Origin of the sequence: Trinickia sp. NRRL B-1857 (assembly GCF_050470685.1) — a bacterium.
GTDB lineage: Bacteria > Pseudomonadota > Gammaproteobacteria > Burkholderiales > Burkholderiaceae > Trinickia.
In genome coordinates this window covers 1,528,809-1,542,611 of sequence record NZ_JBFLUK010000001.1, presented here as the reverse complement: position 1 = coordinate 1,542,611, position 13,803 = coordinate 1,528,809, and the positions used below count along the sequence as shown (strand labels likewise).

The window sequence follows — 13,803 nt, the reverse complement described above, 5'->3', positions numbered from 1 at the left end:
GTGACCTAATGGCTGGGCTTCGAACGTGGAACATCGAAGGGGAGACTAATGCTCGCATACGCCGTGGATGACTCGGAGTCGACGGTGACGTTCGTGGGCATTACGTACGGTGGCCCAAACTGGACCGAGATCTTTTCTCCGCATCCGTCGGGCATCTAGCGTTCACGTCATTGACGATCGCATCGAGGCGGACAAGCACTTGCAACGCCATTACTGCCTGCCGGCTCGCTCCATGCGACGAATGATCTGGCGGCGCTCGTGATCGCGTTGCCGAATCTCGCGTCTGTTGCATTCAATGGTGGCGCGGCGGGGAAAATCGGGATTTACGAGGTTTCCCCCGCGCCGCTGCGTTTTTGTCGAAGATTCCGCGAGCGAAGGCACGGCTGTAGACGCGGCTTCAACCATGCCGCGTGCCCTACGCTACTTTTTCAGTTCAGGAGCGTCCGCTAGTGCCGACTGTAGTCTGGATACGGCATCGGCGGTCGCAAGCTGCCCAGCAAGACTGAGGTTGTGCTTGAATTGGCTAAACTCCGCGTGGCCGGTGCCGGTCACGTCTTCTGTTACGACCGTCTGACCGCTCGGGTCCGCGACTGTACAGGTGAGCGTAACCGAGAAATCCGTCGGAGGCCACGTGAGGAGGCTAGGGGACGACGACGTGGTCTTGATCGTCGGAGTGATCACGTAGTCGAGATGCTTGGCCTGGATCGTGGCGGCGTCCGGTGTGCTCTTGAGCTTCGTCACGTTCTTGAACACATGCCCGAGCCCTACATATATGGGCAATTCAAGATCGTGGTACGGGTGATAGCTCACCTTGTCGCCCCCGCCGCCCGGCGTAATCACTTCCTTCGATACCTGATCGTCCGTGATCACGAGGCCCACCGTTTTATCGAGCGGCTCCGTCGAAAGCGCCGGGATTTTGCTTGCGTCGCCGGTCAGCGAAATTTCGTGAGCGCAGCCTGCCAATGCCGCGATCATACCTGCTGCCGCGATCGTTCGAATCAATGCCATTGTATGGGGTCTCTCGTAGTGTGGTTGGTAATGTTATTGAATTGCCTCGAGGAAGGCGGGGTCTGCATATAGCTCGCCGAGTAACTTCTGTACGGCGAGCGGATATTCTTCACGCGCTTTCGGTACGGCAATCATTGCCGCGAACGCTGAATCCCATTGCGTGTGCGCGGACTTGACCTGGTCGTAGCGCACCGTTTCGCCTCGCGTCACGACGAAGCGTGCCGACAGCGTCGCGGTGCCGGTGGCAATACCGGTGTCGATGTCGTTTTCCAGTAGCGTTGCCTTGATTTCGACGTCGCTTTGAGGGGAAAGCTTGCCGGCCATCAGCAATTCCTTCGTCATTGCGTCGGCAAGGTATGCACCGAATGAGTTTCCAACCGGGGACTTCATCACGTTCGCGCGCAAGGGGACCGGGTACGGGTTTTTTGCATCCGCGCGGGATTCGAACGTGCCGATCTTCGCGTGAGCGGTGGCGACGTTCTTGAGGGACTGGATATTGTCGACATCGGGGGAGTACGGCGGAGCGACTAGAGAGCAAGCTGTCAATAGAGCGATCGGCGCGGTCAAGCCGACTACACGAACAACATTGAACATATTCGATTTACCTTGTAATTGTTAGCGTCGACATACGCAGGACCCTAGGCTGCAAACGCCGGCCGGCGTCTGGCGGATTTAAGGTCTTGCCTGGTCGGGTCGGATTGGCCCCCTTTGAGGATATCGGCACGGAGCCGCGAACCTTGAATCGTGAAGATTGATATACCGGGTTTGTGCGGGCTGGCTCCCCTAGGCGGTTTCGGCCGATGTCGAATTGACCAAAACCCCAATCGGTTTTGGCATTTGGTTGGGGATGTGATCGACGTAGCGCTGCCGGGGATGGCGTACGAGGCGCGGATGCAGGCGCTGGCCGAAAGCCGACTATCGCTCGATCTCGTCAAGCTGACGTCGAGCAGCCCGGCTTATGCGGCCGTGCCTTATGCCGAGAAGTTAAGGGCGTGGGAGGCGTTGCGCAAGTGGTTAATGGTGTAAGCCTCATCGAGCACTGATCTCACCCATTGCACCGGTCAACGGTCCGTTCCATGGCCAGCAGCAGTCGATCGGCAATAATGGACGTCTGGCAACTCTACCTTATTCGTTTGCGGTTCTCCGTTCCCAGGGGGCGCCCGCTAACGCGCTGACGAACGAGTTCATTCGGTCCGTTCAGCGGCACTTCGTCAAGTTGAAGCGCATCGGCACTAATCGTAGTCGACGGTTACGTTCGCAGGCATCACATCGAACTTCATCAGATATCGTTGATAGAGCTGTAAAATCTCCGGCACCACACTCACGGGGGCAAACCCATGAAAACGAAGCTGACCGCGGCGCTACTGTTAGCCTTCGGTATGCCGATAATCGCGATGGGGCAATCGATTTCAGCACCGACTTTGAGAGAAGGTGATTCATGGACCTATGTCGAGACGTTGGAAAGAGGTCCATCGGGATGGCGTCAGACGCATGACGAGCTTACCGTGCAACGCGTGACGGACTCGCACGTATATTTTGTTGCGAAACAAGCCGGTTCTACGCAAAACGGCAACGAGGCAATCACCGGTGCAGATTGGAGCCGCATACGCGAATTGAACGGTACCGACGTTGTCGTCAATCGGCCGCTTGCCTTCCCGCTCGAGATTGGCAAGAGCTGGGCGGTTCAATATACGGAGCCCCACCCGAACCCGAAGCTCAGCTCCGCGACATGGACGACGAAATACAAAATTGTCGGCTATGAAGATGTGCAAGTGCCGGCGGGAAAATTCCACGCGCTGAAGATCGAAGCGGAAGGCGATTGGCACGCGCAATTGGCTCCTTCGAACTCGGTCGTGCAGGCGGCCCAAACTGTGTCGAACGCGACTACGCTCGTCACGCAAACGCAGCGGGTCACGGCGGAGACAGCGGCCGGCCACACCTACAAGGCGTTCTGGTATGTGCCGGAGGTGGGCCGCTGGGTGAAGTCCATCGAGGAGATATACGGCAGCAACGGTACGCGCACCGAACGCGCCACGACGGAACTCGAATCATACAAACGCGCCGCGCAATAGCGAAGTCGGCTACGCTTGCGGAAACAACCGTTCGGGGATGTGCTCGGCGAGCCGCTGCCTGCCGCGTTGAAATGACCATGCGGGTCAACTCGATCCGCATCTCGACGTTCATGCAGTTGCCACCGCCATCATGCGAATGACATTTCCAGCTCCACGCCTGAGTAGTTGACGCGCGGCGCGACTTCTCGACCCTCGCCTTCTTCGAAACGAACGAGCCCGTATTGCTCCATTGTCCGTAACGTCCGCGATAGATTGGACTTCGCACGGCCCGAGCGCTCCGCTAATTCGCTCAGCGACGCGGGCTTCGTCTCGGCGATCAACGCAAGCAGCGAGCGGTTTCTGTCGGAAAGTACCTGTGCCAGCGTTTCTAGCGACTGGAACCAGACTTTGGGCTCATCCGGGCTGGGCACATAGTCACCTCGGGCAATTGCCATCGTCCGAGCTTTGTATTGCTCCAATGACGCAATCCCGACCTTCAAGACGTTGGCTTTACTCATGCTGACTGCTTCTTCTCGCAAGAATCGCTTCAACTTCGCCCCAGAAATCCGCCAGCAACTTCGCAGCGTTCTCGTAGAAATAGAAACGAACCTGAGCGCCGCGATGCGCGTGGTCATACTCGATACGCGTACGCGTTCCCGGGCCTGAACCCTCGCGGATGGGATGCACAGGACCGTCTATGCGGATGCGGTTGCTGTACGGTTGCGGGCCGTCGTCTGCTTACATACTGCGGCGCGGACCACCTAGGGGCTCGCCAATCGCTAGATGCCAACGAGGGAGTGCCGGCTTCGTGGTGAATTCGCTTGTTTCTAAGACCGAATGCCAGCCATTGCGCAATGGGCCTCTGCATTTAGATATAGGTCGAGCTAACGGCTGCGCTTTGCGCGTAGCGCGCCGGTTAGCGCTGTTGTTCGTTCTATCGGGGCAGACCTGAGCATGTGGACCTACGCGGGTGGGTTAGCGATGCCGTACCCGATGGCAAATTGACTAAAACGCCAATCGGTTTTGGCATTTGGTTGGGGATGTGATCCTGCTCGCTCTTGCCTCAAGTCCGCCGCCGTCGTGTCGATATAGGGTCGGTGTAAGTCCGTAAATCAGGCGTCTCGTCGACGTTTGTCCGCGGCGGCGCGCCCCACGAGGTCGTGCCCGCCCTCTTCATCAACGCATCCGATAGAAACGAAGCCCGCATTGAAACTCAAGAAATTACAACATCCCGCGCGGTCGGCGAATTGCAGGGTATGCGTACTTTCGGTGCAATTCACCGCAGCCTCACGGCGTCGTGAAACGAAAGACAATGCGGCAACGTGCAACGGTCGACGTGCGATCGCCGCCGGAGCGATATTGTGTGCAACGGCCGCTGGCCACGCCTACGCGCAGGCGCCGCAACCGGCGGACGACATACAAGCGACGAGCGCCACGCTACCGGAGATCGTGGTGAAAGGCGTGGCGAACGCGTCATCGGTCGGGCTCGTCGGCAAACGCACCGCAACGGGTACGAAGACCGATACGTCTATCAGCGAGATTCCACAGACGATCAACATCGTCACTGACCAGCAGATCGAGATGACCGGCTCGACCGATCTCAACCAGGCACTGCGCTACCTGCCAGGTTTCGCGTCGTATGGATCCGACAACCGCTCGGACCTGTATGCGACGCTGCGAGGCTTTAAGCCCGCTCTGTTTGTCGACGGATTGCAAGCGCCGAACACGACGTCCATTGCGGATTGGCGTGTGGCCCCCGAGACGATCGATAGCGTCACCGTGCTACGCGGGCCGACGTCGGTGTTGTATGGGGCCGGCGATCCGGGCGCGATCGTCGACGTGCAGACGAAACAGGCCGACGGCGAGCGCGTGCGTAACGCCGGTGTACAGATCGGCAACTACGCGCGTAAGGAGACGATGCTCGACATCGGCGACAAGTTCGACTCCGACGGCAAGTATGCGTACCGTTTCATCGGCGTTGCGCGAGACGGCAACGCACTGACCGGTCCGAATGGGGACCGGCGTGTCGCGCTTGCGCCTTCACTGCGCTGGCAGCCGGATGCCGACACCTCGCTGACACTCACTTCGACCTATCTTCAAGATCGGAGCGATTTCTCACACAACTTTCTACCCGCCCAGGGTACCGTTCTGCCGAACCCCAACGGACAGCTCACGCATGATGTGTACACAGGCGATCCGACATTCAACGACTACCGGAAGAAACAGTGGTCGCTCGGCTATCAGTTCTCGCACAACCTCAATTCAACTTGGACGTTGCGCCAGAATGTCCGCTGGATGCACCTGTCGCTGGACGACGCATCGGTCTTCGGCGCTGGCCTTGCCCCGGGCAGCGCGGCCAACATAACGCGTTTCGCCGGGTTGTTCCAACTGAACTACAGCCGCTTCGATATCGACAACAACGCACAGGCGCGTTTCGGCATGGGGCCGCTCGAGCACACGGTACTGCTCGGCATCGAGTACAACCGGCAGACGTCGACCGACAGCGAGTGGCTCGCGCTGGCGCCGGGCCTGAACCTCTACCATCCGGTCTATGCGCCGGTCACGAGCGCGATCTTCTCGGGCCCGACCTCCCTGGGCCACCCCGATCTGTACACGGCGATGAACACGGTCGGTACCTACGCGCAGGACCAGATCAAATGGGACCGTTGGACCTTGACGCTCGGTGGCCGCGAGGATTGGGTCAACCTGCACCAGGACGACCGCGGGGCCGGCACGCGGTCGAACCAGAACGTCAGCGCGTTCTCGGGCCGCGTCGGCCTCACGTATCGCGGTGACTACGGCCTGTCGCCGTACGTCAGCTATTCGACATCGTTCAATCCGGTCATCGGTGTGAGGATGTTCGGTGGTGAATTGCCCCAGCCAACGCGTGGTAGGCAGACCGAGGCAGGCCTACGCTGGCAGCCGCTCGGCAAAAAACTGATGTTGAGCGCGGTCGCCTACCAGATCAACCAGACGAACGTCGTGACGCCGGCACCGAAAAATCTCGATCCTACCGGCATCTCCTCCGTGCAGACCGGCGAGGTGCGTTCGCGCGGCATCGAGTTGAGCGCGGTTGGAAACGTGACGCGCGAGCTGTCGATCGTCACGTCGTACATCTATCAGGACGTGAAGAACGTAAAGGCGAACGACGTATCGCTGAACAACTGGCCCGTCGACATTGCGCGGCCGCGCCAGATGGCGTCGCTGTGGGCCGACTGGACATGGCATACCGGCGCCCTTGCCGGGTTCGGCATCGGCGGCGGGATCCGCTACCAGAGCGCGTCCGCGGGTGCCCCGGACAACTCGCTGACCGTCCCGAGCTACACGCTGTACGACGCGGCGCTGCACTATGACAGTCGCAATTGGCGCTTCTCACTGAACGCGACAAACCTGTTCGACCGTCGCTACATCAGCGGTTGCCAGTCGTACTCGGTCTGCGGATTCGGCAATGAGCGAACCGTGCTCGCCAGCGCCAATTACCATTGGTGATGTATGTCTCGATCGCCGGATTCGCGGTCATGGCGCCCCTCGTGGTAAAGCTTCCATTCACCGATGCGCGGCGGGGGCGATCGACTATTCGGTCGAAGGCGGCTGCAACTGCCAGCGCAAGATGGGGTGGTCGGCTTCGGGCGGCATAGTCCACATACCAGCCGAGCTGAAGTCCCAACCGGAGAAGCTCGCCGGATTCGACATTTGCGCGGCGATCAGCCCGCTAGCAGGCGGGAGTGCGGTGCCGGATCCCACGCCGACGGAGGTCCCGGTGGAATCTTTGTCCCAATACACATCGTTGCCGATGTCGCCGCTATTGCTGAATGCGATACCGTAACTTTGCACGGTGGGGCCGGTGGGCGATTGCGTGACGGCGCCGGTCACTCGACCGGTGGCAAACGACTGGCTGATCGAACCTTGGTTATAGCCAACGAACGCCGATCCGGCACTGCACAGGGTGGCGCTGTAACACCCTAGAGCCAAGACGTCGCCGGTCGCATACGACCGAGTAATCGACCCCTCGTTAATGAGGACCAGCCCTGCGCCGATGGCGCACCCGCCAAAGCCGCATCCATTGGCGTCCACGGTGCCGGTCGCGTACGACTGGTCGATCGTCCCATAGTAATTGAGGTACACGAGTCCCCCGGCGCCGTAGCAGGTTCCGATGGAGCATTGGCTATCTACCAGACCCGTCGCGTACGACTGAGTGATCGTCCCACCTTCGTTGACAGCGACAAGTCCTCCAGGACCGCCGTTGGGGTCCGACGGGCCTTGAACCTGTCCCGATGCGTGGGACTGAATGATTTGCCCGGTATTCCAACCGACGAGGCCGCCTGCCGCGGTCGATGCGACGAATGCGCTACTGCTCGAGCCCTCGATCGTGCCGAAGTTCTCGCCCACGAGTCCCCCGACGGGCACGCCCGCCCCAAAATAAGTGTTCCCCGCGTTTCCCGACGTGTTGACGCGCAAGACGGTGCCATAATTTTGGCCCGCTAAGATCCCCGCTACTGCTTGTCCAGCGGAGACCACGTTGCCGCTGATGTTTAGATCGTGCACGGTCGCGCTTGCGCCCAGGGTGTCGAACAACCCCGCTAATACGGTGGGATCCGTCGACACCGTCAACGACGAGATCGTGTGGCCCTGTCCATCGAATTGGCCGGTGAAAGGGGAGTTACCACTGCCAATGGGCGTGAATGTGCTGCCCCAAATAACACCGGCATCGATGTCCCTGCCGAGCGCGTAGTTGCTACCCAGGTCGGTAGCGACGTGATTCAGGTCCGTTAAGTTGTCGATGAGCTTGTAAGCCAAGATTTGTGCGGTGATGCCGCTGTAGGTCGGCGAGGTCCACGACGCGTTGGCGAGCATTGTGCCGGGGCGGTAGGTGCCGTTGATGTCGTAGTACGCGCTGACGATGCCCCGGCTTCCCGACCAATTCACGACGCCGTTGTTCACGACGCTGCCGCCGTTATCGCTCGCCGAAGCATCGGCGCGCAACGTCAAATTCCCCGTCCCGTCGTTGATCAATTTCGATGCAGCGTCGATCGTCAACGAGTGATAGGCGCCAAGCGTGAGCGACGCCGCGCCGTTCCAATGCAGGCTGGACGCGACCTCGAGATCGCCGGTCGTGCCGCCTGCGCCGGTTGTTTGGAGATTGAGTGAGGTGCCCTGGTTGAGATTGTTTTGAAATACTTGCGCATCGGCGCCGTCGAGCGTGAAGGTCGGCAGCCTGACGTTCCAGACGTTTGCCTTCACCGTGGGGCCGCCCGCAATGCGCAACCTGGCGGCGGTCGTATCGACGGTGCCGCCGCTGCCGTCCGCATTGGCCGCTTCGACCGCTCCATCGATCCAGACTCTGCCCGTATCGGCCACGAGCCAGACATGACCGTCTCGCGTCGCCGCGCCGGTGGCGCGCAGCACCGCGTGATTGCCGGCGAGCGCATAAACGTTGCCGTCGGCCGCCTGTAGGCTGATCTGCGCCGCTTCGATATCGCCGCGATTGACGACGTTGCCGGCGCTGCCTTGTTGCACGAACAATTGTTGGCTGCCCGCCGAATCTTGCAAGAGCACTTGTTGGCCGGCGACGAGTTCGGTGCTGCCGTTCGGTGCGCTGATGCTGCCGACGTTATCGACTTCGCCATTCGCGATCAAAAATACGTCGCCGCCCGTCGAGGAGATCTTGCCGAGGTTGACGACGGTGCCTTTCGCGCCTCCCGATGGGCGCGAGAAGGTGAGGGGACCGCCGTTCATAAACGCGGTGTTATCGACATCGAGCGTGGAGGCGACGAAGCGGCCCGCCGTCGTGACGACGCCGGAGCTGCCGATGAGCACGCCGTGAGGATTGATCAAATAGACGCTGCCATTGGATGTGAGCGAGCCGAAAATCGATGAGGGATCCGCACCCGTGACTCGATTGAGCGTAGGGCCCGTGTTGTAGATGCTCACATGGTTGCCGGCGCCGATCGAGAAGCTGGTCCAATCGATGACGGAGCGGCCGAGAGCTGAGTCGATCGTGACCGAGTTGGCATCGCTATAAATGAATCCGGAACCGGCGACGAAATGCCCGCCTTGCGGCAACGCGCCGGCGGCGAGAGCGGCGGCCGGCATAGCGAGTGAGACGGCGAGAACGGTGGGCAGGAGCGCGGGCAGTGGATTGCGCCGGATGTCTTGAAAACTTATGCGACGCGAGGCGAGGAGATTCACGGTTATCCCTGTATCGTGAGCGTGGCGGTTCGCCAATGACGAATCGCGAATGACGTTATCCGTTCCCGGCGCACGCAACCCTCGCGTGGGGGAGTGGGCCATCACTCGCTCATGTTATTTGGCTGTAGAAAGATGGCATCGCCAAAATGACAGTGGATCGCGCCATTGATTGATACGGACGCTCGAATCGAGCGGTACGCTAGGGTTCCACGGCCAATTTCTTAGGCATTTCGGCCAGCGACAATTGAATGCCGCTCACGGGCGCCGGGTCGTCTACGCGTCGTCATGCAGGGCGCAGATGTCACACGTGCTGCAAGCGAAGCCGGTGCAGTTACAGAGGCGGCTGCCGCAAGTATGGATGAACGGCTCCCGCCGGCATGACCGACGCACAGGTCGAACTGGAGTCCCAACGGACCCGAACCGCGATATTTTATTTGGTTGTACTAAAGACCATGCCGGAACATGACAGTCGATCTCGCCATCGGCTAAGGCAGTCCGTTTTTGCAGTAATCGAGAAAGGCGGGACGATCGTTCAAACGATCGAAATAGTGTGAAACGGCAGCGAAATGCGGGCGATCGAACGGTGTGCCGAACCAGCGATTCACGGACAACGCGATTGGAATATCGGCCAGCGAAAATCGAGTGCCGGCGATATACGCGCCGGTTGCCGTCAGCTGACCGTTCAGTATGCGCATGTGTCTGGTCCAAGTCTCGATCGATCGTGTCGTCTCATCTGCCGCTTGATGCGTCGTGGACTGCCGAACCAGGTTGAGAAAGGCGTAGCTCCAGGACCGATTGAGCTCCGTGGCTTGCCAATCCATCCATTGATCGATGCCCGCGCGCACCATTGGATCGGTGGGATAAAGATGCGAGCCGTTATAGCGCGACGCAAGATAACGGATGATGGAATTCGACTCCCAAAGAACGAAATCGCCATCGCGTAACACCGGAACCAGACCGTTCGGATTCAAAGTAAGAAATGCCGGCGTTTGCGTAGATTTGAAACCCGATCCCCAATCCTCTTGCTCAAAAGATAGATTTAATTCGGCGCAGGTCCATAGCACCTTACGAACGTTGATGGATGACGCTTTTCCCAGAATTTTTAGCATACCGGTCTGAAAGACGGTTCGATGCGAAGAGTCTAAGCGTCGGTCGATCATGGGCACCATGTACAGTTCGCCGAAGTTTTGCCGTGGCGGTTGCCTTGTCCGTTTGTCATAGCGCTGCGTTCGCTGCGCCATGCGCGAGTAAAATCGCTGGATTGCGCGCACGATGCGCCGCCCGAACGAGTGAATGTGTCATGACTGATTTATCGCTTCCGTCGCCCGAGCTTGCAGCCGAAGGCCCCGCCACCGAGGTTTCCGAAACGGTGCACGGAGACGGACTCTGGCGCGACAGCGGATGGACCGCGCGCGTGATCAAGAACGAGGACGACGACGGCTGGGCTGTCGAAATGATCAAGGACGGAGAGCCGGAGCCCGCGCTGGTCGGCCCGTGGACGATGGGCCGCAACAAGAAAGACCCGAAACCGCTCGATGCGGCGGCATTCAATACGCTCGTGAAAACCGCGTCGGAGGTATTGTGGCGGCACGAGCAGCAGTTGCGCGCGCAACTGCACAAGCGAGTGACCGTAGCGGCCGCAACGGGCGATGGCGATCTGGACGTCACGCTGGACATCGTTCCCGACGAGGACGACCCGTATGCGCTACTAACAGCGCTGACCACCTTCGGAGAACAGCTCGCTCAAGTGCGGGTGGCGCCGAACTTCAAGTTGAATAAGGCGAGCGCGGCGAGCTGGGTGGAAAACGAGTTTCGCCGACCCGGCTGATCGACGATTGCGGCGAAGCCGGTCGTGGGTGTCGCAGCGCATGCATATCGCACGCGCCGCTCGTCAGCTTCACTGCATGACCGTCTACGGGTTCTGCATCTGCCATCTTAAGACGGGATGATCGGCGCCCGCCGGCATCGCCCACGCACCGGTCGAGCTGAAATCCCAACCCGAGAAGTTCGCGGCGTTCGACATCTGCGCAGTGGTTAGGCCGTTGGCGGCCGAGATCGGTGTCCCGGACGCCACGCCGACCGCCGTGGCAGTGGTTTGTTTGTTCCAGTAGACGTTGTTGCCGATCGAGCCCGTGTTGCGCGTCGTGATGCCGGAGCTTTGTGCTTGCGGGCCGGCGGGCGGGTCGATGATTCCGGCCGTCACCAAGCCTGTCGCGAACGACTGACTGATCTTGCCGGCGTTGTCATACACAAGCGCGGAACCGGAGCCGCAATTGGAAGGGTCGATACATCCGTTGGCAATCACGCGGCCTGTCGAATACGACTGGCTGATCGCCCCCGTGTTTTGCAGCACCAGTCCCGCGGCATATCCGCAGCTCTCGGCGCCGCAGCGGCCGGCTTCCACATCGCCGGTCGAGTACGACTGGCTGATCACGCCGTAGAAATTGTCCGAGACGAGTCCGGCGGCACCGCCGCAATGCGAGTCATTGCATTCGCCTACTACCACACCGGTTGCATACGATCGGGTGATCGTCCCGCGGTTATCGCTGACCAGGCCGGCTGGCCCATCGGCGGTGATGACCACCGCAGTTGCTCCCTGAACTTGCCCCGAAGCATGCGAGTCCGCAATCAGGCCGTCGTTTTCGCCGACGAGGCCTCCCACTGTTCCCGAGTTCAGAATCGCGGCGGCGCTCGAATGCTCGATCGTGCCGGTGTTCACGCCCACGAGTCCCCCCGTGATCGCGATGTTTTGCGTAGCAAGCACATCCCAGATACTGCCGGACGTGTTGACGCGCAGAATCGTCCCCTCGTTGATGCCGGCCAAGATCCCCTGAATGCCGTCTTCCCAGTTGTTTTGCGGATCGAGCGCCATCGCGATATTGCCGTTGACGTTCAGATCGCGCACGACCGCGCTCGCACCGAGCGTTCCGAACAGGCCCATCGATTGCGGGCCGGCGCCGCGCATCGTGAGCGAGGAGATCGTATGGCCACGCCCATCGAATTGACCGGTGAACGCGTTATTGCCGCCGCCGAGCGGAACGAAGGAGCCGTCGCTCGACGCGGTCGCGACGATATCCCGGCCTAGTGCGTAGTTGCCCGTCAAATCGCCGTTGACGTTCTCGAGATCCTTATAGAAGTTGACGAGCTTATAACTCGTGATCTGCGATACGAGGCCACTGTCGGCCGGTGCGGTCCACGATCCGTTGGAGAGCAAAGTGCCGGCGGTGTAAGTGCCGTTCATGTCGTGAAACAGGCTGACGATGCCCTGGCTCGTCGACCAATCCACCGTGCCTTTATTCGTGATGCTGCCGCCGTTGTCGATCGCTTGCGCATCGGCGAACAAGGTCAAATTCCCGTTGCCGTCGTTTTTCAACTTGGCGGCGGCTTCGATCGTCAATGAGTGGTAAGCGTCCAGCGTCAGCGATGCAGCGCCGCTCCAATGAATGCTCGAGGCTAGGTCGATATCGCCGGTCGTACCCGCCGCGCCGGTCGTTTGAAGATTGATCGACGTTCCCGCATTGAGGTTGTTCTGTAAGACAGGCGCGGCGAGGCTGTCGATCGTAAGGCTGGGCGTGGTGATGTTCCATTGATTGGCCTTTACGCTCGGGCCGCCCGCGATCCGCAGCGTCGCAGCGTTCGTATCGACGGTGCCGCCGCTTCCGTCTGCGTTGACCGTATCGATTGCTCCGTCCATCCAGACTCGGCCGGTATCGGCCACCAGCCAGACATGACCGTCCCGTACCGCGGTGCCTGTCGCGCGCAGCACCGAATGCGCGCCGGCCAGTGCGTAGATGTTGCCGTCGGCCGCCTGAAGGTTGATTTGCGCCGCTTCGATCGTGCCGCGATTGACGACTATCCCGTGGCTCGGGTTTTGGACGAACACTTGTTGGCTAGCCGCCGAATCGTGCAGCAGCACTTGTTGCCCGGCGATTAGCTCCACCGTCCCCTTCGGGGCCGTAATGGTGCCGACGTTATCGACTTCGTTGCTGGTGATGAGAAAGACGTCGCCCCCGCTGGTCGCAATCGTCCCCAGGTTCACGACCGTGCCCTTAGCGGTACCCGACGGACTCGAGAAGGTAAGGGGCGCGCCGTTCATGAATGCAGTGTCGTCGGTATCGAGCGACGAGGCGACGAAGCGGCCGCCTGTCGAGACCACGCCGCTATGATCGATTAGGACTCCCTGTGGATTGATCAAATAGAGGCTGCCGGTGGCCGAGAGCGAGCCGAGAATCGCCGAAGCGGCGGTACCCGTCACGCGGTTGAGCGTCGCGCCCGTGCCGTTGTTGATGGTGACCTGGTTGCCGCTGCCGATCGAGAAGCTCGTCCAATCGATCACCCCGCGACTCGATGTTTGATTGATTGTCAGCGATGTCGCGTTGCCGTTGATCGACCCCGACCCCGCGGCGAACTTCCCGCCTTGAGGTAGCGCCCCGGCCGCACATGCAATTGCCGGGGTAGTGAGCCATATCGCGAGCAAGGCTGGCGTAAGCACTTGAAGCGACGTGCGAGGTAAGCGGCATGCGTGTTCGGTCCTTGAGGCAAGAAGCATCGCGTT

Annotated in this window: 10 protein-coding genes; 4 read left to right on the top strand and 6 right to left on the bottom strand. The window is 60.3% G+C overall.

Annotation, left to right across the window (positions count from 1 at the left end):
• Positions 1–420 precede the first annotated feature (420 nt).
• Positions 421–1,008: a hypothetical protein gene (locus AB1286_RS06775; RefSeq protein ID WP_430362534.1), complete on the bottom strand. Its 588-nt coding sequence runs from the start codon at positions 1,006–1,008 to the stop codon at positions 421–423.
• Between the two features lie 33 nt (positions 1,009–1,041).
• Positions 1,042–1,602 carry a hypothetical protein gene (locus AB1286_RS06770; RefSeq protein WP_430362533.1) on the bottom strand — a complete coding sequence of 187 codons (561 nt, stop codon included), beginning with the start codon at positions 1,600–1,602 and terminating at the stop codon, positions 1,042–1,044.
• A gap of 255 nt (positions 1,603–1,857) precedes the next feature.
• Here AB1286_RS06770 and AB1286_RS06765 point away from each other — a divergent pair, with 255 nt between their 5' ends.
• Together AB1286_RS06765 and AB1286_RS06760 are read left to right on the top strand one after the other, a co-directional pair.
• Positions 1,858–2,034, top strand: coding sequence for a hypothetical protein (locus AB1286_RS06765; RefSeq protein WP_430362532.1), 177 nt, complete (start codon positions 1,858–1,860; stop codon positions 2,032–2,034).
• A gap of 479 nt (positions 2,035–2,513) precedes the next feature.
• Positions 2,514–3,080, top strand: coding sequence for a hypothetical protein (locus tag AB1286_RS06760; RefSeq protein ID WP_430362531.1), 567 nt, complete (start codon positions 2,514–2,516; stop codon positions 3,078–3,080).
• A gap of 128 nt (positions 3,081–3,208) precedes the next feature.
• Here AB1286_RS06760 and AB1286_RS06755 read toward each other — a convergent pair whose 3' ends face one another.
• On the bottom strand, positions 3,209–3,694 hold the full coding sequence (locus tag AB1286_RS06755) for a helix-turn-helix domain-containing protein (protein WP_430362530.1): 486 nt from the start codon (positions 3,692–3,694) through the stop codon (positions 3,209–3,211).
• A 721-nt stretch (positions 3,695–4,415) separates the two neighbouring features.
• Here AB1286_RS06755 and AB1286_RS06750 point away from each other — a divergent pair.
• Positions 4,416–6,548, top strand: coding sequence for a TonB-dependent siderophore receptor (locus AB1286_RS06750; RefSeq protein ID WP_430365009.1), 2,133 nt, complete (start codon positions 4,416–4,418; stop codon positions 6,546–6,548).
• 84 nt (positions 6,549–6,632) lie between these two features.
• Here AB1286_RS06750 and AB1286_RS06745 read toward each other — a convergent pair whose 3' ends face one another.
• Positions 6,633–9,350, bottom strand: a complete 2,718-nt coding sequence (locus tag AB1286_RS06745; RefSeq protein ID WP_430362529.1) for a filamentous hemagglutinin N-terminal domain-containing protein — start codon at positions 9,348–9,350, stop codon at positions 6,633–6,635.
• 383 nt (positions 9,351–9,733) lie between these two features.
• Positions 9,734–10,357 (bottom strand): glutathione S-transferase family protein, encoded by a 624-nt coding sequence (locus AB1286_RS06740; RefSeq protein ID WP_430365008.1) that lies wholly within the window; start codon positions 10,355–10,357, stop codon positions 9,734–9,736.
• A 191-nt stretch (positions 10,358–10,548) separates the two neighbouring features.
• On the opposite strand from AB1286_RS06740, the gene AB1286_RS06735 reads away from it, so the two are divergent.
• A complete protein-coding gene (locus tag AB1286_RS06735; protein WP_430362528.1) occupies positions 10,549–11,076 on the top strand; it encodes a hypothetical protein in 528 nt (175 codons plus the stop codon).
• 84 nt (positions 11,077–11,160) lie between these two features.
• On the opposite strand, the gene AB1286_RS06730 is transcribed toward AB1286_RS06735, so the two are convergent.
• Positions 11,161–13,797 carry a beta strand repeat-containing protein gene (locus AB1286_RS06730; protein ID WP_430362527.1) on the bottom strand — a complete coding sequence of 879 codons (2,637 nt, stop codon included), beginning with the start codon at positions 13,795–13,797 and terminating at the stop codon, positions 11,161–11,163.
• Positions 13,798–13,803: the final 6 nt, after the last annotated feature.